24 protein-coding genes are annotated in these 24791 nt (G+C 39.8%); 5 read left to right on the top strand and 19 right to left on the bottom strand.

What is annotated here, in order from left to right:
- The first annotated feature begins 191 nt into the window (after nucleotides 1-191).
- From pta to OFO01_RS03465, 3 genes are all read left to right on the top strand, one after another.
- The gene (pta, locus tag OFO01_RS03475) at nucleotides 192-1592 is read left to right on the top strand and encodes a phosphate acetyltransferase (RefSeq protein ID WP_270858793.1); all 1401 of its coding nucleotides are present in this window, start codon (nucleotides 192-194) and stop codon (nucleotides 1590-1592) included.
- On the top strand, nucleotides 1592-2788 hold the full coding sequence (locus tag OFO01_RS03470; protein ID WP_270858792.1) for an acetate kinase: 1197 nt from the start codon (nucleotides 1592-1594) through the stop codon (nucleotides 2786-2788). The genes pta and OFO01_RS03470 overlap by 1 nt, the downstream gene beginning before the upstream one ends.
- Before the next feature lie 133 nt (nucleotides 2789-2921).
- A complete protein-coding gene (locus OFO01_RS03465; RefSeq protein WP_270858791.1) occupies nucleotides 2922-3497 on the top strand; it encodes a metallophosphoesterase in 576 nt (191 codons plus the stop codon).
- A gap of 232 nt (nucleotides 3498-3729) precedes the next feature.
- Here OFO01_RS03465 and hypA read toward each other — a convergent pair whose 3' ends face one another.
- The 10 genes from hypA to OFO01_RS03415 all read right to left on the bottom strand — a co-directional run bounded on the left by hypA (nucleotide 3730) and on the right by OFO01_RS03415 (nucleotide 11070).
- Nucleotides 3730-4071, bottom strand: coding sequence for a hydrogenase maturation nickel metallochaperone HypA (gene hypA, locus OFO01_RS03460; protein ID WP_270858790.1), 342 nt, complete (start codon nucleotides 4069-4071; stop codon nucleotides 3730-3732).
- Nucleotides 4072-4110: 39 nt separating this feature from the next.
- A complete protein-coding gene (locus OFO01_RS03455) occupies nucleotides 4111-4743 on the bottom strand; it encodes a toxin-antitoxin system YwqK family antitoxin (protein ID WP_270858789.1) in 633 nt (210 codons plus the stop codon).
- A gap of 107 nt (nucleotides 4744-4850) precedes the next feature.
- Nucleotides 4851-5855: a hydrogenase expression/formation protein HypE gene (gene hypE / locus OFO01_RS03450; RefSeq protein WP_270858788.1), complete on the bottom strand. Its 1005-nt coding sequence runs from the start codon at nucleotides 5853-5855 to the stop codon at nucleotides 4851-4853.
- Nucleotides 5856-5891: 36 nt separating this feature from the next.
- Nucleotides 5892-6989, bottom strand: coding sequence for a hydrogenase formation protein HypD (gene hypD / locus OFO01_RS03445; protein ID WP_270858787.1), 1098 nt, complete (start codon nucleotides 6987-6989; stop codon nucleotides 5892-5894).
- Nucleotides 6990-6991: 2 nt separating this feature from the next.
- Nucleotides 6992-7363 (bottom strand): MmcQ/YjbR family DNA-binding protein, encoded by a 372-nt coding sequence (locus OFO01_RS03440; RefSeq protein WP_270858786.1) that lies wholly within the window; start codon nucleotides 7361-7363, stop codon nucleotides 6992-6994.
- 8 nt (nucleotides 7364-7371) lie between these two features.
- Nucleotides 7372-7887, bottom strand: a complete 516-nt coding sequence (locus OFO01_RS03435) for a pyridoxamine 5'-phosphate oxidase family protein (protein ID WP_270858785.1) — start codon at nucleotides 7885-7887, stop codon at nucleotides 7372-7374.
- A gap of 168 nt (nucleotides 7888-8055) precedes the next feature.
- Nucleotides 8056-8334, bottom strand: coding sequence for a HypC/HybG/HupF family hydrogenase formation chaperone (locus tag OFO01_RS03430; protein ID WP_270858784.1), 279 nt, complete (start codon nucleotides 8332-8334; stop codon nucleotides 8056-8058).
- A complete protein-coding gene (hypB, locus tag OFO01_RS03425) occupies nucleotides 8334-9161 on the bottom strand; it encodes a hydrogenase nickel incorporation protein HypB (RefSeq protein ID WP_270858783.1) in 828 nt (275 codons plus the stop codon). Before hypB ends, OFO01_RS03430 begins: the two co-directional genes overlap by 1 nt.
- Nucleotides 9162-9171: 10 nt before the next feature.
- Complete coding sequence (locus OFO01_RS03420) at nucleotides 9172-9597, bottom strand: hypothetical protein (protein WP_270858782.1); 426 nt, start codon at nucleotides 9595-9597, stop codon at nucleotides 9172-9174.
- Between the two features lie 63 nt (nucleotides 9598-9660).
- Entirely contained in the window at nucleotides 9661-11070 is a 1410-nt protein-coding gene (locus tag OFO01_RS03415) for an alanine/glycine:cation symporter family protein (protein WP_270858781.1), read from the bottom strand.
- 179 nt (nucleotides 11071-11249) lie between these two features.
- Between OFO01_RS03415 and OFO01_RS03410 the strand changes: the two genes are divergently transcribed.
- Nucleotides 11250-12206, top strand: a complete 957-nt coding sequence (locus tag OFO01_RS03410; protein WP_270858780.1) for an SLAC1 anion channel family protein — start codon at nucleotides 11250-11252, stop codon at nucleotides 12204-12206.
- A 197-nt stretch (nucleotides 12207-12403) separates the two neighbouring features.
- Nucleotides 12404-13171 (top strand): hypothetical protein, encoded by a 768-nt coding sequence (locus OFO01_RS03405; RefSeq protein ID WP_270858779.1) that lies wholly within the window; start codon nucleotides 12404-12406, stop codon nucleotides 13169-13171.
- A 253-nt stretch (nucleotides 13172-13424) separates the two neighbouring features.
- On the opposite strand, the gene OFO01_RS03400 is transcribed toward OFO01_RS03405, so the two are convergent.
- The 9 genes from OFO01_RS03400 to OFO01_RS03360 form a co-directional block, all read right to left on the bottom strand.
- Entirely contained in the window at nucleotides 13425-14651 is a 1227-nt protein-coding gene (locus OFO01_RS03400) for a hypothetical protein (protein ID WP_270858778.1), read from the bottom strand.
- Nucleotides 14648-15469 (bottom strand): hypothetical protein, encoded by an 822-nt coding sequence (locus OFO01_RS03395; RefSeq protein ID WP_270858777.1) that lies wholly within the window; start codon nucleotides 15467-15469, stop codon nucleotides 14648-14650. The genes OFO01_RS03400 and OFO01_RS03395 overlap by 4 nt, the downstream gene beginning before the upstream one ends.
- Nucleotides 15462-16301, bottom strand: a complete 840-nt coding sequence (locus tag OFO01_RS03390; protein WP_270858776.1) for a hypothetical protein — start codon at nucleotides 16299-16301, stop codon at nucleotides 15462-15464. Before OFO01_RS03390 ends, OFO01_RS03395 begins: the two co-directional genes overlap by 8 nt.
- Nucleotides 16294-17760 (bottom strand): hypothetical protein, encoded by a 1467-nt coding sequence (locus OFO01_RS03385; RefSeq protein WP_270858775.1) that lies wholly within the window; start codon nucleotides 17758-17760, stop codon nucleotides 16294-16296. The genes OFO01_RS03390 and OFO01_RS03385 overlap by 8 nt, the downstream gene beginning before the upstream one ends.
- Nucleotides 17761-17927: 167 nt before the next feature.
- Nucleotides 17928-18080 carry a hypothetical protein gene (locus OFO01_RS03380; RefSeq protein ID WP_270858774.1) on the bottom strand — a complete coding sequence of 51 codons (153 nt, stop codon included), beginning with the start codon at nucleotides 18078-18080 and terminating at the stop codon, nucleotides 17928-17930.
- 256 nt (nucleotides 18081-18336) lie between these two features.
- On the bottom strand, nucleotides 18337-20181 hold the full coding sequence (gene htpG, locus OFO01_RS03375; RefSeq protein ID WP_270858773.1) for a molecular chaperone HtpG: 1845 nt from the start codon (nucleotides 20179-20181) through the stop codon (nucleotides 18337-18339).
- 90 nt (nucleotides 20182-20271) lie between these two features.
- A complete protein-coding gene (gene murG, locus OFO01_RS03370; protein WP_270858772.1) occupies nucleotides 20272-21354 on the bottom strand; it encodes an undecaprenyldiphospho-muramoylpentapeptide beta-N-acetylglucosaminyltransferase in 1083 nt (360 codons plus the stop codon).
- A gap of 2 nt (nucleotides 21355-21356) precedes the next feature.
- Nucleotides 21357-22523 carry an FtsW/RodA/SpoVE family cell cycle protein gene (locus OFO01_RS03365; protein WP_270858771.1) on the bottom strand — a complete coding sequence of 389 codons (1167 nt, stop codon included), beginning with the start codon at nucleotides 22521-22523 and terminating at the stop codon, nucleotides 21357-21359.
- Between the two features lie 36 nt (nucleotides 22524-22559).
- A complete protein-coding gene (locus OFO01_RS03360; protein WP_270859214.1) occupies nucleotides 22560-24731 on the bottom strand; it encodes an FtsK/SpoIIIE family DNA translocase in 2172 nt (723 codons plus the stop codon).
- Between the last annotated feature and the right edge of the window lie 60 nt (nucleotides 24732-24791).

Genomic DNA, 24791 nt, shown 5'->3' with positions numbered 1-24791 from the left:
TACAAAATTTTTGCTTTTAAGCTTCTTTATACGATGTTATATAATCTTTTAAAATTTCCTCACAATTTTTTACAATAAATTTTAAACAATTCATAACTTAAAAATAACCAAAATCTTAAAATTTAAAACAAAACCCAACTTTAATATGATAAAATGCAAGTGTTTTTTTAATTTTTTTATAAGGATTGCTTATGAACGCATTTTTTGTTTTAGGCGACGATGTGCGCGATGTCACAGCCAAATTTGACGGCGCTGTGGCGCTAAATATCGTCCCAGATGTGGCGAGCGAGAGCGAAATCATATCGCTTTTAGAAAAAGGCGAGATTGCACAAATCTCAAAAATGGCAATAGCCAAATTTGACGCAATCTCAAAAAACGCAAAATGCGTAATCGTCTATGGCGCAAAAGGCTTCGATGAGGTGCTAAATTTCGGCCTTAGCAAGGATTTGGCTCTACCTGTGGTGGGACTATATACGAGCGAGAGCAAGGCGAAAATCGCCGAGAATTTCGCCAAAAAATGTGGCGCACAAGTTTTGCGCTTCACCACAAAAGATGTCTGCGCTGATTGCCTAGGCGAGGCACTAGAAAACGCAAAATGCGAAATTTTAACACCAGTTAAATTTGAAAGCACGCTTTATGCAAAAGCAGCCGCAAACAAAAAATCAGTCGTCCTACCAGAAGCCGATGATGAGAGAATTTTGCGCGCTAGCGAAATTTTACTAAAAAGTGGCGCGGTAAATTTAGTCTTGCTTGGCGATGAGGCAAAAATTAAGGCAAAAGCTGGAAATTTAGGGCTAAATTTAGACGGCGTCAAAATCATCAACCCAGCAAACAACGAATTCTCAGATGAGTTTGCCACCACCCTTTACGAGCTTCGTAAAGCCAAAGGCATGGAGCTAGAAAAAGCGCAAAAATTAGTGCGAGACCGCACATTTTTCGGCACTATGCTAGTGTATAGTGGCAAGGCCGACGCTATGGTCAGTGGCGCTAGCACGACCACAGCCGAGACTATCCGCCCAGCACTGCAAACAATAAAAACAATGCCGGGCGTTAGCACGGTTAGTGGCTCATTTATCATGTGCCTAGATAGCCAAATCGTGATTTTCGCAGACTGCGCCGTCGTGCCAAACCCTGATGCAAACGCCCTTGCAAGTATCGCGATTAGCTCGGCAAATACTGCGCGCGCATTTGGACTAGAACCACGCGTAGCTATGCTAAGCTATTCTACCAAAGGAAGTGGCTCAGGCCCAAGCGTAGAAATCGTAGAAGAAGCCACTAAGCTGGTAGGCGAGCTAGCCCCGGATTTAGCAGTCGATGGACCATTGCAATTCGACGCGGCGTTCGACCCTACAACCGCAAGCAAAAAAGCACCAGATTCAAAAGTTGCTGGAAAAACAAATGTCTTTGTTTTCCCTGATTTAAATGCAGGAAATATCGGCTACAAGGCAGTCCAACGCACATCTGGCGCAGTAGCAATCGGCCCAATCTTGCAAGGTCTTAAAAAGCCAGTTAATGATTTAAGCAGAGGTTGCAAAGTCGAAGATATCGTAAATACAGTGCTTATTAGCGCAATTCAAGCAGGAGTAAATTAATGGAAATTTTAGTCATAAACTCAGGTAGCAGTTCAATCAAATTTAAATTCCAAGATATGGACACTAAAACTTGCCTTGCAAGTGGCGTCATCGAAGAGATTGGCTCAGAGCACTCAAAAGCCAAAATTGAGGCAGGCGAATTTGAAAAAGAGGTCAAAGAGCCGATCAAATCGCACGAAGAAGGCATTGAGATAATGTATCGCTTGCTAAAAGAAAGTGGCACGCTAAAAGACATCAACGATATCGAGGGTATCGGACACAGAATCGTCCAAGGCGCTGATTATTTCGATAAAGCAGCATTTGTCGATAGCGATGTGCTAGCCAAAATCGAAGAGCTTTGCCCGCTTGCTCCACTTCATAACCCAGCAGCAGTTGCTGGAATCAAATCCTGTATGAGCGCGTCAAAAACCCCAAATGTGGCTGTTTTTGACACTACATTTCACCAAAGCATGCCGCGCGAAGCATATATGTATGCGCTTCCGTATGAATTTTACGAAAAAAACAAAGTCCGCAGATACGGCGCACACGGCACTTCTCACTGGTATGTATCGCGCACAGCGGCTGAATTTTTAGGCGTGGATTATGATAAATTTAACTGCATTACGCTTCACCTTGGAAACGGTTCTAGTATCACCGCTATCAAAAATGGCAAATGCGTCGATACTTCAATGGGTATGACGCCATTAGAGGGCCTTATGATGGGCACTAGGTGTGGTTCGATAGATCCTGCTATTATCGCGTATATGGAGCGTGTGGCAGGTCATGGCGCACAAGAAATGGACGCGATAATGAACAAAAAAAGCGGACTTTTGGGCGTTTGTGGCACGAGCGACTTGCGCAAAGTCGAGGAAATGATGGAAGCAGGCGACGAAAAGGCAAAACTCGCCTATGATATGCTAGTCTATCAAATCGTCAAACTCGTAGGCGCATACTACGCAGTGCTTGGCAAGATCGACGCTATCGTTTTCACAGGCGGTATCGGAGAAAACGCAAATATCTTGCGCGAGAGAGTTTGCGAGAAGCTAGCGCATTTTGGTATCGCAATCGACAAGGCTGAAAACAATATCCGCAGGAAAATCAACCGCGATCTAAGCACGAGCGAGGCAAAAATCAAAACTCTAATTATCCCTACAAACGAAGAGTTAGCGATCGCCGAGCAAGTAGTCGAGGTGCTAAAAGCTAAGAATTTAGCCTAAATTCCGTAAATTTTAGGCGAGAAATCGCCTAAAATTTGCCTATTTTTCAAAATTTACGCTACAATACGCGCTTAAATTTTAAAATTTCACTTCCACACAAAATTTAAAATTTCACCGAATTTAAGGGTTTAAAATGAGCAAAATTTATTTTATCAGCGATTTGCATTTCGGACACGAAAATATTATGAAATACAGCCCAAAATACCGAAATTTTAAGAGCGTGGCCGAAATGGACGAGTATCTAATCGCCCTGTGGAACGACACTGTGAGCGATGACGACATCGTCTATAATCTAGGCGATCTCTCATTTCACAAAGACAGCGCCAAAACAGCGCGTATTTTAGAGCGGCTAAACGGCTCGCATAGGCTGATTTTGGGCAATCACGACAAACAAATCATCGCAAACGCCGATTTGCAGGGCTATTTCGACGAAATTTGCGATTATAAATATTTCAAAGCCCCAGGCGTGAAAAAGGGTCTCGTGCTATTTCACTACCCAATTTTGGAGTGGAACGGCGCGCATTATGGCTCGGTGCATTTATATGGTCATGTGCATGACAAAACCCCGCCACTAAAAGGGCGCGCGATTAATGTTTGCTATGATTATAACGGCAGATTTTTGGAATTTAAAGAAATTTTAAAAATGGCTGAGAAGCTGGATTTTAGCGGGTTTATACATAATACTAGCGACGATGAGAGCGAAGAGTAATGGAATTTTTAGCGTGAGTTTGGGTTTTTGGCATGATTTGGAATACTGTGCCGAAATTTGACAAATTTTAAATTTGCGTGAATTTTCTAAATTCGGCACAGAATTTAACTTCGCTCAAAATTCAAAGCTTCTTAAAATAAAACGCATCATCTTTTCGATAATCCAAAAATCACCATATTCGCCGTCAATATAAATTTTGCAATTCTCAAATTCGTTTAAATCCATAGCGCACCTACTCAATCACAAGTTGCATTAGATACAGATCTTCGCCGTCGGTTACCTTTAAATTTCTGCTTTCGCATTTCGGGCAGATGAAGTTGTTTTGCTCTAAAACGCCGTTATATCCGCACTTTTCGCACTCTATAACGACATCTTGGATATGGATTTTCAGCTCGGCATTTTCACAGACTGTGCCCTGCCTAAACACATCGTAGCAACTCTGCAAATAATGCGCTTCCACGCCACTAAGCCTGCCTACTTTGACTACGATTTCTTTGATTTCTCCGCCACCATTTGTATTTAAATTTTTCTCGCAAAGCTCCACAAGGCTTTGCACTATCGACATTTCGTGCATATTATTCCTTTAATCAATAATAAATTTTTGCACCAATTTTTAAAATTTAAACTCATCTCCATTAATTTTTAAATCAACAGAATTATCTTTTTTATTGATGCCTATTTCGGCAACACCGCCATTTTCACCCTTTTTATACCCTTTTAACTCTACAAGTTCTCCTTTATCAAAAATTCCAACTTGGATTAATTCTCCATTTTCGTTCCACATTTTTGCCTCGCCGTTTAATTTATCGTCTATATAAAATCCCTCTTGTTTTTTTACACCATTTTTATGATATATAGTATTAAGCCCGCTTTGTTTTCCATTTTTTAAATTTCCTACAACCTTAATCTCGCCACTTTCATACCAAGCTGTAACATTTCCGTCTGAAAAACCATTTTTAAATTCTAAAATTGCAAATTTCGCACCATTTTTATAAAACATAGTTCTTGTGCCGTGAAATTCTCCATTTACAATTTCATCTATTGATTTAATTTCGCCACTTGAATATTTCTGAATAATTTTTCCGTTATGAGCAGAAAAATTTGATAAATTTATCAACCCTGAACCAAATTTTAATATTTTTACATTTTTATTGTTTTCATCGTATCCGTCGAAAATACCATAATACAAATAAACACCAAAACCACTAACCAGCAACATCAAAAAAACAAATAAATATTTTTTCATTTTTTTCCTTATTCTGCAAATTTATAAATTTATTATTCTAGCTTGTAGATTGCTTCGTCGCTCCACTCCTCGCAATGACAAATCATACAAATTTTGCAATTCCTATTTCAACAAATTCTAGGTAGCAACTCACCCTTTGGAAGCTCCAAAAATCGCCCTGAGCCATACGCATTTTGGATTATCACCCTATTTTGCGATTTTGCCGTGCCTGTTACTTCGCCGATGATTTCGGCATTTTTATCAAATTTACGCAACACTTCTAATGCTTTTGCTTCATCGCCACTAGCAACGACTGCGACAAAAGTGCCTTCGTTCGCCAGTTCATAAGGCTCAAAGCCTAGCAACTCGCATACGCCCACGACTTCATCGCTCAGCGCGATTTTTTCTTCAAAAACCAAAATTTCATTGCCAGAAATCTCGGCAAATTCGTTCAAAACCGCACTCAAACCCCCACGCGTAGCGTCTCGCATGGCACTTATTTTCACGCCACTTGCTAGTAACTCCCCTACTACGCCGTTTAGCGGTTTGCAGTCGCTTTTAAGCTCACTTTCAAGCGAAAGCTCATCTCTGGCAGCCAAAATCACAGCTCCGTGTCTGCCGACATCGCCACTAAGCAGGATTTTATCGCCGATTTTGATATTTTTTGCCTTGATATTTGGTGCGAGAATTTGCCCTATTCCGCTTGTATTTATAAAAATCTTGTCGCATTTGCCGTGCGGGACGACCTTGGTATCGCCACAGACGATTTTTACGCCACACTGCTTTGCCGTGTCGGCGATAGAAGCTAAAATTCGCTCAAATTCGGCAAATTCTAGCCCTTCTTCGATGATGAAACCCACACTGATAAAAAGCGGTTTAGCTCCGACCATACAAAGATCGTTTATCGTGCCACAAACTGCGATTTTACCGATGTCGCCACCGCTAAAAAATATCGGCGTAACGACATACGAATCAGTCGTAAAAGCTAACTCACCACCAAAATTTGGCAAAATCGCGCTGTCGTTGCACTCACGCAAAATTTCATTATCAAACGCCCTAAAAATCGTATCATTGATGAGTTTATTCATCTCTTCGCCACCACCACCGTGGCTAAGCAAAATCGTTTTTTTCAAAATTTATCCTTATTTTGTAAAATTTTACGCAAAATTTTATGAATTTCGTGCGTATTTGAAATACGCAGCACATGCGCCTTCACTACTTACCATGCACGAGCCTATCGGGTTTTGCGGGGTACAGACCTTGCCAAAAACCTTGCAATCATAAGGTTTTGCCTTGCCACGCAGTATCTCGCCACAAATACAGGCTTTGCTCTCGCCCTTGCTTTGCAAATTTTGCAAAATTTCAGCGAATTTCACTCTCGCGTCAAATTCGCCAAATTCGGCTTTTAGCTTCATACCACTTTTTGGGATTTCGCCAAGCCCTCGCCACGAAAAATCACAAATTTCAAAATATTTATCTATCAAATTTAACGCGGTTTTGTTGCCGTCAGCCTTAACCACGCGGTCGTATTCGTTATAGACTTCAAAAGTGCCAGCTTCAAACTGAGTTACCAAATTTAGCACACCTGCCATAATGTCAAGCGGCTCAAATCCGCTCACGGCGATTGGTTTTTTGTATTTTGTGGCAATATTTTCATAAATTTTGCTTCCTGTGATGACGCTGACATGGCTAGGTCCTAAAAATGCGTCGATTTTGGCGTCATTACCCTGCAAAATGGCTTCTACTGGGGCCGGGACGGTTACATGATTTATATGAAAAAATAGATTTTTTAGCCCTAAATTTATCGCTTTATCCACCAAAACCGCACTCATCGGCGTGGTCGTCTCAAAGCCAATCGCAAAGAAAATGACATTTTTATCCGGGTTTTCTAGGGCGATTTTTATGGCATCGAGCGGACTATAAAGTGCGCGTATGTCGGCTCCGTCTGCGCGTAGTTTTTGTAGGCTCGTGGTGCTTCCGGGAACGCGGAGCATATCAGCCAAAGTGCAAAAAATCACGCCGTCCTGACTTGCTAACGCAATAGCTTCATCAATGCGAGCTCGTGGCATTACGCATACGGGACAGCCAGGACCATGCACGAAATTTATATTCTCGCCCACGAGCGCAGGAAGCCCAAATTTCATAATGCTGTGCGTATGACCACCGCAAATTTCCATGATATTTATGGGCTTTGTGCTTTTTTGCTTTATCGCTTCTGATAGCCCTAAAATCAGCTTTTTATCTCTAAAATCTTTTATCAAATCCATTTTTACTTCTTTGTAAGTTTATAACTTTCTTCGATTAAATCGTATGTCGTCGCCTCGTCGCAAACGCCGGGCACTACACTAATCCAATGCTTTTTGTTCATGTGATACGCCTCTATGATACTCTTGCCGTCGCGCAAAATTTCGCCCAAATTCGGCTCGATTTTCAAATTTAAAATATCAAGCGTTTTTACGCCCTCAAACTCGCTTTTATCGACACCAAGCGATTTGACGCTCACGCCCTTCATCAGCACGGCAAACCATTTTTTGTTTTTTTCGTGACGAAAAACGCAAAAGCCCGGCGCACTTTTCCACAAATACTCAGGTTTTGCGCGATACCTGCGCCAGATTTCTTGGATTAGTGCTTCTGCTTCCACCACGCGCCTTATTTGATTTTTTTGGCTTTTGCACTCACGCTTTGGATTTTAAATTCATAAATCTTCATACGATGAAATTGCCCGTTTATGGCTGTTTCAAACGCACTCATATACTCTTTGCAATACTTTTCGCAAAGCAGTTTCAACGCCTTTTTCATAGTAGGCTCATCGCTGACCTCATAGACTTTGGCTCGCGCGATTGCCGAGGTGTATTCTGTGGTGAAAGCCTTTTTGCCAAGCATGCTTGTATTGTCTTTAATAGCCTCAAATTCGGCATCGCTTAGGACCGGGACTTGATTGTAGCTCACGCAAACAATGCTAACTTCCCTGCCCTGCGTAAAAAGCTCCGCCTTGCTTCCCTCGGGCGCGCCGTGGATAAAGATACTATCATTTTCCCTAGCAATCGAAAGCGGAATCGAAAAAATCTCGCCATTATCTCTCACGCACGAAATTATGGCATATTCGCAATCATCAATGATTTTGTAAGCTTCCTCGTTTGAAAGTTCTCTGTCTTTTCTACGCATTTTTTTCCTTTGCACGGCTTGTCTTTTTAGCGCTTTTTTGCGATTATTCGCGCTTGCTTCACTGCGATGCACAGCCCAGTGCGCCTCGCTCGCAACCGCTCTAAAACGCAAAAAATCATCTGAAAATACTTCGCCTTATTTTTTTAATTTTTTTTCGAATTTTGAAATTTATTTTAAATTCGCTAGCCCCATATCGCCCTCATCTGCCGAAATTTCACCACTATTCATCTCTTCTGCGATTTGTTCGTAAATTTTCAGGCTCTCTAAGGCAACGGCTGTGTCGATTTTTTCCATCGCAAAGCCCACATGAATAAGCACGAAATCCCCAACGCTAACTGGCTCGGAGATTAGATCCAAGCTCACGCCACGCCTAACGCCGAGCGTTTCGACGGTCGCGAAATTGTTTTCATCGATTGAGATTACTTTTGACGGGATTGAAAGGCACATTATTTGAATTCCTTTTTAAATTCCAAAAATTTTAGCCACTTATCCACGCCCTCGCCAGTTTTGCTATCAAGCGCAATAACACTTGCTTTTGGGTTTAGTTTTCGCACCTCTTTGACCACCTCTTCGACGCTAAAATCAAAATGCTCGATTAACGAGTGTTTGGTTACCACGACCAAATCCGCTGCGCGAAACATTACAGGGTATTTTGCGACCTTATCGCTTCCTTCGGTTACGCTTAGAAGCACGACATTTGCGTGTGCGCCGACATCGTAGCTTGCAGGGCAGACGAGATTTCCGACATTTTCTATGAAAACCAAATCAAGCCCAGTGGTATCAAGGTGATGAAGCCCCTCATGCACCATAAAAGCGTCTAAATGACATGCTTGGCCTGTGGTGATTTGATGAGCGCGCGCGCCTGCTTTTATCACGCGATCGGCGTCGCGGTTGGTTTCTAAATCGCCCTCGATTACGCCAATTTTAAATTTACCGCTTTTGATAGTGGCTTCTAGTAGCGTTGTTTTGCCACTTCCTGGGCTACTCATCAAATTTACGCACAAAATTCCGTCTTCGTCGAAATGCTCTCTGATATGCGCCGCTTCGGCATCGTTTGCAGAGAGAATTTTCGTGATTACTTCAACGGTTTTTTTATCATTTAGCACAGGGTGGGCGTGGTCGCCGTGAGTGTGAATTTCGCCGTGCTCATGCTCGTGCGCATGCCCGTGAGAGTGGGCGTGAGAGTGATTATGCTCATGAGTGTGCGTAACTCCGTCAGAGTGCGTGTGGCTGTGAGTGTGTCCTGCGATAGAACATCCGCAATCTTTACACATTTTTTATCCTTTAATTTGAGATTAAATATACAAGAAAAATTAAAACCAAAGCCCACACCACCGACCAAATAACAAATTTTTTCCAAAATTTATTGCTACTTTGCTCGTGGGTTGCGACTTTGTTTTGTGAGTTTTCATAAAAATCTTTTGCCTTCATATCCGCGCTACTTAAAACAGCGCGCCTGACATCGACAAATTCGCCATTATAGCGCATTGCCCCGTCTGGTTCGATCCTGTAAGAATCTATTTTTTTAACGCTCCATAAAACTTTATTAGTTGCGCTTTGCATTTTGATTAGGGCTGAAATTTGCCCCTCGCTATCAAGGGCGTAAAATTTTAAAATTTTATCGTATGTAGCCTTGTCGATTTGCCCTAAATCTGCTAAATAATCTAATTTTTCTTTAATACTTTTTTGGTGAAAAGTATGTAAAAACATAAAAATTCCTAATCGTAAAATAACTTACGATTTTACCTAAATTTAATTATTTAACGCTGAAATTTAGCCTTTAATGTAATCGCTCGCGTTGTATGCCTTGCCCGCGTCAAAATCCCGCAGTAAGCGCACTACAATCCCACTTAAAAGCAAAATCGCAATCAGGTTTGGAATCACCATAAGGCCGTTGAAAAGATCGGCTAGCTCCCAAACAAGGTCGATTTTAAGCAGTGAGCCCATAAAAACAAAGCCAATAACCAAAAGCTGTAAAAATTTCACCCCTTTTGGTCCAAGCAGATAGCGGATATTTATCTCAGCGAAATAATACCAGCCCATAATCGTGGTAAATGCGAAAAACAAAAGACAAATCGCCACGAAACTATATCCAAGCTCTCTGCCCAAAAAATTCGACGAAAAAGCCTCTTGCACGAGTGCAATCCCGCTAAATACAGCCTTGCCATCAGCCCCAAACTCCACCACGCCCGAGGTCAGTATCACAAAAACCGTGATATTTAGCACGATAAATGTATCAATAAAAACGCTCATAATGCCTAGCATTGCTTGATCGACTGGGTGAGCGACATTGGCAGCGGCGTGAGCGTGAGGGGTAGAGCCCATACCAGCTTCGTTGCTAAATAATCCCCTAGCCACGCCATATCTCATAGCCATAGCTATACTCGCCCCCGTCGCACCGCCCCATGCAGCACTTGGATCAAAAGCAGCCTTGAAAATCAGCGAAATAGCGCCAGGAAGCTCGGAGATATTAGCGCAGATTATGCTAAATCCCACCAAAATGTATAAAATCGCCATAAGCGGCACGACCTTTTCGGCTACGCGCGCAATCGCCCTGACACCGCCGATGAAGATTATCGCGCAAACCACAGCCAAAATTTCGCCAATATAGACTTTATCGATATTAAAAGCCTTGCTAAATCCGTCTGAAATGGCGTTTGCTTGCACCATATTTCCCATACAACCAAGTGCTAAGATTATCGCTATGGCAAAAACCACAGCCAAAATTTTGCCAAATTTCCCACCAATACCGCGCGAAATATAAAACGCAGGTCCGCCTATGATATGACCGCTGGTGTCTTTGGAGCGATAAATTTGAGCCAGACAGATTTCGGCGAAATTTGTCGCCATACCAAAAAACGCAGCCAACCACATCCAAAAAATCGCCCCAGGTCCGCCCATAATCAGCGCGGTCGAGGCTCCTACTAGATTGCCCGTGCCCACCTGCGCCGCAATCGCAGTCGAAATCGCCTGAAACGAGCTCATACCGTGTTTGCCCGCCTTTTTGCCATGGAGCGAAAAATCGCCCAAAAGTCTATTTCCGGCAAGCTTAAATTTTAAAATTTGAACGAATTTTAATCTGATTGTAAAATACACGCCGGTCCCGCAAAGAAGGGCTATGAGAAAGTATGGTCCCCAGATAAATGAGTTTATGTCGGTTACGATTTTGATAAAATTTTCCATTTTGTCCGCCTTGATCTGCCTCAAATTTGTTAAAAATCGATTATTTTACTTTTTTCGCGCTTAATAAAACTTAAAATTTTATAAATTTCAGTTTTAATTTATAATTGTAAGAATTTATGGCGCCAAATTTTGCTAAAATTCGCGCCGTTTTTAAAAATTTGAAATTCATCGAGGCTAAAATGAATCTAAAAAATGAAAATATCTCCAAACTCTCAAATTTCCCGATTATGTTTTTTGCCGTAACAATGGGGCTTGGCGGGCTTAGTATCGCTTATCGTGCCATTAGCGAGGCGTATGGTGCGCCACATTTTATATTTGAAATTTTGCGATTTTTTGCCCTTGGTGTGTTTGCGCTAATTTCGGCGTTTTACACGGCAAAAATCATCAAATTTCCTCGCGCTGTGCAGGCAGAATTTACCCACCCAATCAAGCTAAGTTTTTTTGCCACATTTTCGATTGGCCTGCTTTTACTAGCCATTGCGTTTAACGATATTAGCGCACTTCATAGCGCATTTTACGGCGTAGCGATGATATTTCATGCGTTTTTGACGCTTTATATCATTTCGTTTTGGATACAAAAAAACATGCTCATCACCCACTCCAATCCAGCGTGGTTTATCCCAATCGTAGGCAATCTCATCGTAGTCATCGCAGCGACCGAAAAAGGCGAATATCTGTGGTATTTTTTTAGCATTGGGATTTTCTTTTGGATTGTGCTTTTTAGCATTGTTTTTTACCGCATTATTTTTCACGACCAGCTCGCACAAAAATTCGTCCCAACGCTTTTTATAATGATTGCGCCCCCGTCTGTGGCGTTTCTGGGCTATATAAACATCGGTGGCGAATTTGATATGCTCGCTAAAATTTTGATAAATTTGGTGCTATTTTTCACGCTTTTGATATTTTTCATGGCAAAAAGCTTTTTTGGGCTTAAATTTTTCCTATCGTGGTGGGCCTTCACTTTCCCGACAGCGGCTGGGTGCATTGCCTTTATGAAGGCGTATTTTTTAAGCGCGGAAGTGTGGTTTGCAAGGCTTGGGCTTGGTATGTTCGCGCTTTTGTGCGTTTTGATAGCGATTGTAGGATACCACACTATAAAGGGGCTAATCAACGGCGAAATCTGCGTGCAGGAGTGAAATTTAGCGCAAATTTCGCCAGATTTATTATCTATAAAACTATTTTGCAAAATGCACATTATCAACCTTAAAATTTGGTAAAAGTAAATTTATAAACTTACAATTTTTCTTAAAATCCACTTATAAATTCGCTATTTTTATTGATTTTTAAGAATTAATATTATATTATAACGCCAAATTTTCACAAGGAGCAACCTATGGCAGTAGATGTTATAAAAGTCGAGCAAATGGTCAAAGACGCTGAATTTTTAGAAAATATCAAAGGCAGAGAAAGTTACAGAAAGGCTCTAAAACTATTAGGAATTGCTAAAAATTATAGCCTTTTGGATAGCGAAAAATGGGAAGCGCTTCATAATAGCGTGCAAACAATGGCTTCGCTCTTGGGCCTAGCAAGGGCAGAAATTGACGAGGTCTATACCCCTAAACAGCAAGTTTTAGCCGGCCACACTATGGAAATCATAGAGCTACTCAAAAAGGAAAAAACCCCGCTTCAAATCACAAAAATTTTGCAAGAGCGAGGCGTGGAGGTGGCCTACTCTCAGGTCAGCCATTTCATATCAGAGACAAGGCTAAATCAATTTTCCGCACCATCGACTAGGGACAAGCTCGCCAAATACAAGGACGAAATCCAAGCCAAACTCGAAAACGGCGATAGCTACTACTCGATCGGTGGCGATTTGACAGAAGCATACCCTGAGCTTAGCGAGCTTACATATTCGCAGATTAGCAACTTTATCAAAAGCGAATTTGGCGAAAAATACTTAGCCGAAATAAAGGCGAAATTCGCGGGTTCGACAAGCGAAGAGTTGCTAAGCCCATACAAAGATGAAATTCGCAAAATGCTAGCTAGCGGCGACCATCTCACGGATATCCGTGCCAAACTAAAAGAATTAAAGCCCGAGCTAGGGAATATTTCGTATTCTCAGCTTAACTACTTTATCGCAACGAAACTCTCACAAGGCTGAGAGCGAGCCTGCGATAAGGGCGTGAAATTCTCGTAATGGCACATTAGCAGTGCGCGCGATGCTGTCATTGCGAGAATTTAAAATTCCAGCATTGTATTTGCTGTCATTGCGAGAAGCGAAGCGACGAAGCAATCTACGAGTTTAAAATTCCGAAGCGTAAATTTGCAAAAAATACTGACCTTAAATTTAATATTCACAATAGCGCATTTGGTAAATTTTAAAATTTAGGGTTTTAAAAATACTAATAATTTCATCAATCCGAGCAATGGCACGGTAGCTCCATAGCACCCTCAATCTCATCGCTACCATTTTTAATCTTTTCGTATGATAGTTTTGAACTTTCACCGAAAAAATTCACAAATTTTGCTCCATCTTTTTTAGTTTTTCTGCCCTCAGCCTTCAAATCTCTTTGGTATTTTTGCTCCATTTTTATCCACCAATCGATATTTTCTGGTGTTTTTAGTTTTGAAGCACTTTTGATTTCGAGCAACTTTTTTGTCCCTTTCATAAAGCAATATACACAATTTCCGTATTTTCCGTCATAATCAAGCCCTAAATCAAAATTTTGCTTTTCCCAAAATTCCTTAACATCTTGCTTGGTTGTGCAAAATTTAATCATCGGCATATATACATGCTCAACGCCGTCTCTAAGATACGGGAATTCCTCTAAATTTATATTATCGTTATACTCGGCACTTTTTTTATCGTTTTTTGCTATTCTATCTTTCATCTTGGTTATTCGTTGCGGCTCATCGCTTCGAAAACCGATAAAAGTAAGATATTCCGAGCCTTTTATCTCTTTTCGATACCCTAAATCCACACTTGTAAAGTCTTGATATTCCTGTTCCTCTCGCCACAATGGTAGATTTAGCACAAATTCTTTTTTAGCTAGATAAATTTTTCTTGGCACTGAGCCTTTGTTTTTTAAATGTTTTTCGTAAAGCGTGTCTTTATCTATCAAGCTTACACTATCAAAATGCCCAAGTCTAGGTATGCTACTCTCGCCAAAAAACCAATCCCTTATAAACTGCTTACTTGTTTCCATTTTTAAATTTTGTGTGCAAATTCTACTCATTTGATTTGGCACAAATGCCTTCCACGAAATCAGTTCCTCAAAAACCTCTCCGCCAAATTTATACCCAAAAGGATTTTTCTTTGAAAACGGCTTATCATTTACCAATCTATAAGCACCAAATCTATCATAAATCCCACCCTTACAATCCTCAAAAGTTTGAAATTCTATTAAAAAAAATGGTATGCCGTATTTTTCCTCGCACTCTCTTTTGCATTTCATTACAAACTCATAAGTTTTAGAGTGCTCAGCAGATGTGTTGTTAAATAAAACAAAATCGCCTCTTTCTTTTTTTAACATGCCATTTTTAAGCATATTAAAAAGCATATATCCACTCGATCTGCCACCTGAAAATTTTACAATATGCGGTAAATTTTGGTGTGATTTTTTGTAATAATAATGTCTCATTTAACAAACTCTTTTATGATTTTTAAATTATCATCGACACTAAGTCCGCCGATTAATCTCCACGCTGATTCTATGCCGATTTTTTTGATTACAGCTTTAAGATTTTCGCCTGTAAATTTTTCAGCAGAAAGCAAAAAAGTAATCAAAGCATTTCTGATATTTTCATCAGCAATTATCGTTAAATTTCCACTCATACGCATAACAAGCTCTTTATAATTGCTGGTATTAATAGTAAAATATTTATAAATTTCCTCGATTTCTAATTTGGTATTTTTTGCTACTTCATTGGCGATATAATACCGCCACCACGCCATTGCTAGCGAAATTTCTTGATAAATCCCCTTTTTACCTCTAAGTTCGGTAGCTCCATACAAATTTCGCAAAATTTGTCTAACGACATCTTTTATAATCTCTTGATTTTTGCTATCAAGAGCAAGTTTCAAATTTTCCTTACCAGTGATTTTTTTTCTTATAGAATTTGCAAAATATTCTGGTTTAACAAAATCATTTTTAATGAGTTCTACATTTAAATAAAGCCAAATTTTTTCATTTAAAGCGTCGAATTCTGTGAAATTTTGACTTTGCAAATTTGTAAAAATTTGTTTTCCAAACCTAAAATTTAAGTTTGCAAATTCTTCCTCACTTATAGCTCGGTCAAATCCTACACTATAAGTAAAATCCAAATCACTAAATTTAAAATAATTCAAAAATTTTTCTTTGCTTTTAAAAGCATTTAAAAATTCATGGGCTTTTGCTACATTTATATTCTCATTTTTCCCTTTTGCAAAATACTTCAATCCACCAAAACTCTCAATCATCGTCTTTCTCGCTTTCATCAAATTTAAAAGGCACAAACGAAGCAGCTATCATGCTTGGCATAAAGCCCTCATCGCCCCAAACAAATCCTTTTGCTTCAATCTGCTTGATTAGTTGTTTGAACTTATCGTCAAGTTCGTTATTTTGACTAAATTTTTCTAATTCATACAAAGCGACGCTAAGTATATTATTGACAATACTAATATAAAGCTTACTTTGCTTGTTTTTTTCATTTTGCAAATTTAAAAAGTCTTTTTCGTTCATTTTGACCAAAAATAACCCATTGCTATCCACTTCCACCTTAAATCCGCATTTTATATTTTCATCTTTTTCGACGCTAATAAAATCTCCTATGCTTTTTTGATCCTCGCTCCAAGAACTTCTAGCTAAAATTTGACCTTTTTTAAGATTTATAATTACATTATTCCAAAAGCTATCAAGTCCCATAATATCTGAATTGAGCGTGATTTGCCTATCTTCGCCAGTATAAATTGCACAACCAAAATAGTATCTTATTTCATTTTGTTCTAAGACTTTGATTGATTGTGGAATTTGGATAATATTTGATGATTTTTGCACACTTGCTTTATCAGCTAAAAATGTATGGCGATACATTGTGGATTTTACAACCGTAGTAATACAAAAATCAATTTCGCCACTATCAAAAAACTGAGATATTAAATTTTCACCTTTTAAAATATGGTTAAAATGCAAATTTTTATCATTTTTTGATTTGTCTTGCTCAAATTTATAAGTCCCACTTACATAATCACTTGATTGATTTTCATCAAAATATGCACCCAAAACTGGGTAAAAAGAGGATTGATTACTCATTGTTTTCCTTTTCGTCATAAAAATCATAATACAAAATGCACTCTTGCAAAATTTCATCAAATTCGATATCTAAATGCAAAATCTCATCTTTATCTACCTTGCCAATACTAATAGCCTCTTTGTTAGGCAAAATTTTCACATCCACACCACGATTTTTGGCTGATTTTATCTTAATCTTTGGCTCATAAACGATATTGTCGCAACTCGGATCTGTTCCATTATCTTTCCTAATGCCAACGCATAAATTCTTAAAATTTTTGTATGAGCTAAATTTTACATTTGCCCTATTTCCACCGTGTTTTGATATGAAATTTTTCATATTCTCGGCTTTTACTAAATTTTCAAAATCAGATATTTTCTTTATACTTTCTCCGTCATCACCTTCAAATTCACCTAAATTTAGCGTGCTAGGATTACTGGAAATAGTCTTTGTTCCCTTATTTTGTGAGCCTTTGTGCGCATCGCCTTGCATTTTAATATCCAATCCCTCGATATAAATGTCAAATTTCTCAGTATTGTTTTTAGGCATATTTTCTCTCAAATAATCACTTATTTGCTCCAAATAGTTCTCCAATTCTCTTTTATCAGACGCTTTTAGATTGCTCAGATTAATTTTGCTATGAAAGTTAGTTTCAGCCAATTTAATCAACTTTGCAAATTTCGTATTTGGCGAAGGCAAAATAAGGGCAAAAAACGGAGAATTGTCTAAAAAATCATTTTTTCTTAGTTTTGAAATACTATTATCTGTAATCCACATACCATTTCTACAAAGCCCTATTTTGGTGTCATTAAAGCCAGTGGCTGTATATACGACCACACTTTGAGAACCGAGCGGGATTTCATGATACACTCCATTTATATATGTATCATAGAAAATTTTGGCATTTTTTGGGTCATCACTATCTAGACTTAGCGCAAAATTATCTTTTAGGGTATTTTTATTTATGATAAAATTTTGGTTTTCCAAGCTTATTTCAACTTCTAAATCTCCATCCTCAATGGCTACGAAAAAATTCTTCACAACGGCACTTGTGATAACATTTGCCAAATTATCTTTTGAAGTGTTAAAAAAATTAAATCCAATAATACCCACAATAGAGCCTGTATTTCCAATCTCATCAAGCTTAGTTTGAATAAAATTTGGCACATTTTTATTTTTTACAAAATGCGTACTTCCTTTTGTTATAGGGCTATGCTCCGTAAGCACATACAAATCTGCACCGCCACTATCTTTACCTTTAAAAATCGTGCGCAAAATCGCATGCATTGAAAATATTGTCTGTTCTTTTGTTTTGCCAGCGTAAAAACAAAACCTTAAATTAGAAGCATTAAACGCAGAATAGTGTCCATTGCCGTGCGAGCCACTTGAATTTATGCTTGATTTTTTGCTTATTCCATTTGAAAAAATACTGACTAATTTCTCATCATCAAAGCCAACACCATTATCATAAACATACAAAATAGGAATTTTTGGTTTTTGAAGTTCATTTTTTATTTTGTCAAATATGGGTTTTTCTTGTTCTGTAAGTTCGCTCTCATCAATTAAATTTACCGCTTCCTCATAATCATCAATAAAAGGAATTTCATCTTTGTTGGCGTATTGTAGATGAAATTTAATTTTGGATTTTAGGCTTCCCCCCCCAACGCTTTTTCAAAAGCATCGTAGGAATTTTGGCAAAGCTCTCTTAAAATTTTAGCAGGTTCGCTACTTTCCTTACCCCCAAGCTCGGTTCTAGAAAGCCCGCAAGGAGTAAATTCGGTCGACGGATATAATTTCATTTATAAACCTTAAACATAGAATAAAAATTTGAATTATACAATGATTTACTTAAAAGCAGTTGGTTAAAATAATCATTTTTTGCAAACACTGCACCAAGCAAATGAAATACTGCGCGCGAGATTTTTACCACCTCGCGCGCAGTATTCCCCAGCCAAAAGCCACGCTTAAAGCATGGCTAAATTACCAGCTAAAACGCGACGGATTAAAACACAATCAAATTCCCAAGCCAAACGCCACCCAATCAAAAATCAAATTTTACAAAGCTTTTGCGACTAGTTCGTTGATATTGACAATAAATGCGCCCGGATCATCGACGCCTTGGGTTTCGCCGAGTTTAGCCAAATCAAAAGCCAAACGCGCAACGCTAGCAATCATAGTTTTATTATTTTCTAGCTTTTTGATAATCTCATGCTTTGCGTTGATTTCCAAAATCGGCTTAAACTCAGGCAAATTCGTCTGCCCCATTTGGCGCAAAATTTGCTGTGTGGCGTAGTCTGGATCGCTCTCGTCAAAGACAAGGCAAGAAAGCGAGTTTGTCAGACGAGTGGAGATTTTCACATCTTTTACAAGGCCCTCCAAGCACTCTTTAAATTTCGCCGCCACTTCCAGCGCCCACGCGCTTTGCTCTTCGTTTTGCTCGGCACTTTTTACGCTAGTTACGCTCTTGATTGCTGTGCCATCAAACTCGAAAAGTCCTGGCATAACCACAGCGTCGATCTCATCATCACAGAGCAAAACCTCCACGCCCCTAGCGTTAAAATCCTCCAAAAGTGGCGAGTTTTTCAGCATTTTCGCGTCTTTGCCGGTGATGAAATAAATCTCTTTTTGCTCCGCGTTTTGCTCGCTCATACGCGCCTTGTATTCATCTAGGCTGATTAGCCCCTCGCGTAAATTTGACTTAAACAGCGCTAGGTGGCTAATCTCAGCCTTATCAGGGCCGAATCCATACAAGCCCTCTTTTAGCACTTTGCCAAAAAGCGCGTAAAATTTCTCATATTTTTCGCGGTCGTTTTTTAGCATTTTGGCTAATTCGCCTAAAATTTTCTTTACGCTTTGTTCCTTGACATGGGCCAAAATGCGGTTTTCTTGCAGAATTTCACGGCTTACATTTAGTGGCAGATCCTCCACATCTATCACGCCACGCACGAAGCGCAAATACACAGGCAAAAGCTCTTTGGCATCATCTGTGATAAATACGCGCTTGACATAGAGTTTGACACCGCTTTGATAATCCACACGGTATAAATCAAACGGCTCGTTTGATGGCACATAAAATAGCGTCGTGTATTCATGCACACCCTCTGCTTTGGTATGTATATGAAATAGCGGATCTGCGCTATCGTGGCTGATTTGTTTATAAAAGTCGTCGTAATCGCTCTGTTTTAGCGATGATTTTGGCAGTTGCCAAAGTGCGCTAGCCGAGTTTAGCTGCACGACCTTGGTCTCGCTATGACCCTGCGCGCCGTTCTCGCCAGGGATATACTCCTCTTTTTGCCCAAAAATCGGATATGGGATATGGTTCGAGTATTTTTTAATAATGCCCTCTAATCGCGCCAAATTCGCAAATTCATCGTCTTTTAAATGCAAGATTATATCGGTGCCAAAGCTATCTTTTTCGCAGGCAGAAATCGTGTAGTTTTCGGCGTTAGATGACCAGATGAAAGCCTCGTCTTCAAGGGCTTTGCGCGAGATGACATCGATACTATCTGCGACCATAAACGCCGAATAAAACCCCACGCCAAACTGCCCGATTAGGTTGCTATCTTTGGCGGCATCTCCACTCAAATTCGCCATAAATCCCTTTGTGCCAGATCTCGCAATCGTGCCTAGATTGGTCTCTAACTCGCCCTCGTTCATACCGATACCATTATCTGAAATTTTTAAAATTTTATTCTTGCTATCGAGCGAAATTTCAATGCGTGGCGTATAGCTTAAAGCCTTGTAAGCCTCATCGGTAAGGCATAGATAATTTAGCTTATCAAGCGCGTCTGAGGCGTTAGATACGAGCTCACGAAGGAAAATTTCCTTGTTTGAATACAGCGAGTGGATCATTAAATTTAATAAATCATTGACCTCTGTTTTGAATTTTTTCTTTGCCATAAAATGTCCTTTGGATTAAAATTTTTGTAAAAATTAGCACATTATAGCACCGAGTGCTAAGTTTTGTCAATATTAAGCCAAATTTTGTTTTTAAATTTGGCTTAGAATATCGTCGATTATGGATTTTGCGCCGTTTTTGGAGCTGAAATTTACTAACCCCCTACTTGCACTTGGAGCGTCGAAATTTTGGATTAAATCCAAAATTTTATCCTCGCTAGCCTCATTTTGGCGCACGATTTTGCATAAATTTAGATCTTGCAAAAATTTCGCATTGTAGAATTGATGATCCCCTGCTGCGTGCGGAAACGGCACGAAAATCGCAGGAAGTCCGTTTGCCACGAGCTCCCACAGAGTGCTAGCCCCACTTCTGCCTACGCACAAATCAGCCTTTGAGATCAAATCGACCAAATTTTTGCTAAATCCCACGAGCTCGACATTTAAATTCGCGTTTTTATAAAATTCGCTGTATTTTTCAAACTCTTTTTCGCCACATTGATGAATAATCTCATAGCCCATTTTAACGAGCTTTGGCGCTAAATTTGAAGCAAGAGTATTGATAAAACTCGCCCCTTGCGAACCGCCTAAGAAAATTATCGTCTTTACTTCGCTTCGAATTCTAGATTTTTCGAAAAAAATGTCACTTACTGGATAGTCGAATTTATCGCTTATGCACTGGGTATTATCCTGCGTAAATTTCGTCACGCAACCACAAGCTGTGGGAAGCTCGAATTTTTCCCTAGAATATGGGCTGTAAATTTTCTTGCAAAACGGCTCTAAAAGGTCGTTTAACCGCCCTAAAATGGCGTTTTGCTCGTGGATAAAAAGTGGCTTGAAAAAAAACAAAGACGCAAACGAAGCCGGAGCCGAGCTATATCCGCCCACGCTGATTACGGCTTTTACGCCATTTTCTTTGAAAATTTTACGACATTTCAAAGATAGTTTTAAAATATTAATCAAAGAAGCAAATTTGCTAAGACCCTTTTTATTCACCACGCCAGAGCTTTCCAAAAAATACGCCCGCTCGAAAATTTCGCTATTTTCAAACCACGCTCTGTCTTGGCCGTTGGTCGAACCGATAAAAATCGCCCTTATTCCGCGATTTTTAAGCTCAGTGCCTAAACTTTTTGCGATACTTAAATGCCCGCCTGTGCCACCACCACTGATTGCTATCATTTTCAGCTCCTTAAATTTGCGCGTTTGCTAATCATAAGTATAAATCCAACCGCCATTGAAGCAGCTATGACATGGCTTCCGCCATAGCTTAGAAACGGCACAGCGATACCCTTCATAGGGATTAACCCAGTAATTCCGTAAGAATTTAGACAAAATGAGAAAAATAGCATAAAAGCAATGCCAAGCCCAAAGAGAAAATATACGCTATTTACGGATTTTGAAGCTATGCGAAAGACCCTAGCAAGCATCGCAGAAAAGAGCAAAACAACGCCAAGAATTCCAAAAAATCCAATCTCCTCGGCAATGCCAGCTAGCACGAAGTCAGTATGCACCTCGCTAAGATAGCCTAGTTTGAAGCTTCCCTGCCCTAGCCCAGCACCCATTAGCTCGCCGTTGTTTATGGCATTTAGCGAATGGCCGACTTGGTAAGGCATATTCGCATCATCTACGCGAACCTTAGCGGCTGTTTCTGGGGAGAGAAACGGAGTGATAGCATCTTGCACGCCAGCCCACCATGAGCGAATTCTCACGATTCTGTGCGGACTAGTGACGATAAAGGTATAACCCAAAATGCCGATTATTCCCACCACTATGCCAACTAGCCTCATACTTGTGCCTGCGAAAAATGACATACATATCATCGTCGCAGCCAAAACAGCCACTTGACCAAGATCTTTTTGTCCTATGGCGATAACTATGCCAAAAATCGCGAAAAGAAAGACATACGGAACCCAAATTTTAATCTCTTGCCAAACCGTTTTTTTGGTGTGGTTCATCTTGCGCGAGAAACTCCACGCCAAAAAATATATAAAGCCGACTTTGAAAAATTCCACCGGAGCGATACTAATGCCTGCGATTTTTATCCACCTAGCCGCTCCATTTACCTCTGATACGATTGATTTGGGCATGAAGCCCATTGAAATCATCACTAGCCCAGATACCACCCACAAAACCATACAAAACGGCGTCAAAACCTTATCTGGGTTAAACTGCGAAAGCCCCCACATAAGGAAAATGCTAAACATACCAAATATCCATTGTTTTTTGAAAAAATATAGTGGCTCAGTATCGCTTGCAAGCGTGGTATATGAGGTCAAGGATAGCGAAAATACAATGCCTATGGTGATTAATGCAACCGTGAAATAAAACAGCCACTGATCTGTTCTCAAATTTTACTCCATTTAAATTTCAAAATTTAGCCAAATTTATTTGATGATATCTCTTTGCCCTTTGGCATTAACTTCACTTAAAATTCCCATTTGCTCTAACTGCTCGATGATTGTAGCGGCGCGGTTGTAGCCGATTTTAAGACGGCGTTGCAAATAGCTAATCGAAGTTTTTTCTTCGCTTAAAATGATATTTTTCGCCTCTTCAAACAGCTCATCAAGCTCCATATTTTGCGGATCCATCATACCTGCGCCCTCTTTTTGGCTATCGTTTTCGGCTAAAAATCTCTCATCATAAACCACGCTTTCTTGCGAACGCAAATACTCAGCTATGGCATTTATCTCATCTTCTGTGCTAAATGGCGCATGCAGGCGAATCGTAGTGCTTCCACTTGGTGGCATAAAGAGCATATCGCCTTTCCCTATCAGGCTTTCAGATCCCATTTGATCTAGGATTATGCGACTATCTGTATATGAGCGAACCTTAAAGCTAATGCGACTTGGCATATTTGCTTTGATTAGGCCTGTTACAATCTCTTTGCTTGGGCGTTGAGTTGCTATGATGAGGTGGATTCCGCATGCTCTTGCCTTTTGAGCTAAAAGCACTATGTTGGTTTCGACCTCTTTTCCACCTGTCATAATAAGGTCGGCAAATTCATCTATCACAACCACAATATAAGGCAAAATTTCGCCATTTTCTTTTGAAATTTTGGCATTATAACTTTCGATATTTTTGACCCTATTATCAGCCATTATGCGATATCTATGCTCCATTTCAGCCACGACATTTCCAAGGGCGGTTATAGCTTTTTTTGGCTCAGTAATAATCGGTGTTAGCAGGTGTGGGATATCCTCATAAAGCCTAAATTCAACCATTTTTGGATCGACCATTATTAGGCGCAGGGTTTTTGGCGAATTTCTATACAAAAGGCTTAAAATAAGGGCATTTACGCCGACACTTTTACCGCTTCCTGTTCCTCCTGCGATGAGTAGATGCGGGAGTTTTTTCAGATCTGTGACGAAAGGCTGACCCACGATATCCTTACCAAGCGCCATAGTAAGCGGACTAGAAGCTGTTTTAAAAACCTCGCTTTCAAAAATTTCACGCAAATAAATTGTCTGAGCCTCTTGATTTGGAATTTCGATACCTACGACATCTTTGCCAGGAATCGGGGCTTGGATACGGATCGTCTGCGCGCGCAGAGCCATAGCCAAATCATCTTGGAGGGTTAGGATTTTGCTAACCTTAATGTGCGCTGCTGGGCGAAACTCAAATGTCGTAACCACGGGACCTGAGTATGTGCGAACGACATCGCCATCGATTTTAAATTTGCGAAGTTTATCGAGCAAATCAAAGATTTTTTGATCTATTTCGCTCTCATCGATTATATTTTGTTTTTTAGGCGGATTTTCCAAAAAATCAAGTGGCGGAAGGGCGAAATTTTGCGGTTTGTCTATTTTGCCCTTTTCTAGCTCATCAAGAAGTTTTTTGTTTTCGGCAACCTCGCTTAAATGCTCGACTTTTTTTAGCGAAGATGGTTTTTTGGAATTTGACTTTTTAGAATTTGGCTCTAAAATTTCATTTTGCGAATTTGGCTCTTTTTCTAAATTTAAATCTAAATTTTCACCCTCCAAATCATCGCTTTGCTCGGTTAGAAATTTTTCGATTTTACTCTCTTGTTTTTCGCTAAATTCGGCTCTGTCTTTTTTAAGAGGTTTTGGTTTTAGCTCGGTTTGCGCCCTTGTGGCTCTTTGGCGAGTTTGTTCGCGCGAAATTTCACTTCTTGCCTCGCTAGTTTGCTCTTTGATAAAAGAATTTTTGATAATATTTGTAAGCTTATCCTCGAAAATCAGCACCAGCGAAAGAACAAAAAGCGTTAGATTAAAAATCCAAATCCCCACGCTTCCCACAAACTGCCTTAGCTGATTTATGACCGCGCTACCGATGATTCCGCCGCTATCGCCGATAATGCTTGATTGCACAAAAAGCACGGTGAAAAATAGCAAAATCACGCCTATGCAAAATTCAAAAAATCTAAAATCAAATCCCCTGAAATAGCGATACGCGATATAGACAAGCCCTAGTAAAAATAGCGGATAAATATATGAAAAATAACCAAAAAGCCCTAAATTTACCGAGCGAATTGCATTGCCAGCACTGCCGACAAGAGCCGAATCAGGCGCAATCGTAGCAAATCCAAAAAACAAAATTATAGCCGAGACGATTATAAAATATACTTCTTTTATTATGATAAATCCTTTGAAAATAAA

Origin of the sequence: Campylobacter sp. JMF_01 NE2 (assembly GCF_027737365.1) — a bacterium.
In the GTDB taxonomy this organism is placed as follows: domain Bacteria; phylum Campylobacterota; class Campylobacteria; order Campylobacterales; family Campylobacteraceae; genus Campylobacter_B.
The sequence above is the reverse complement of the archived record's forward strand: the minus strand, read 5'-3'. Positions and strand labels throughout refer to the sequence as shown.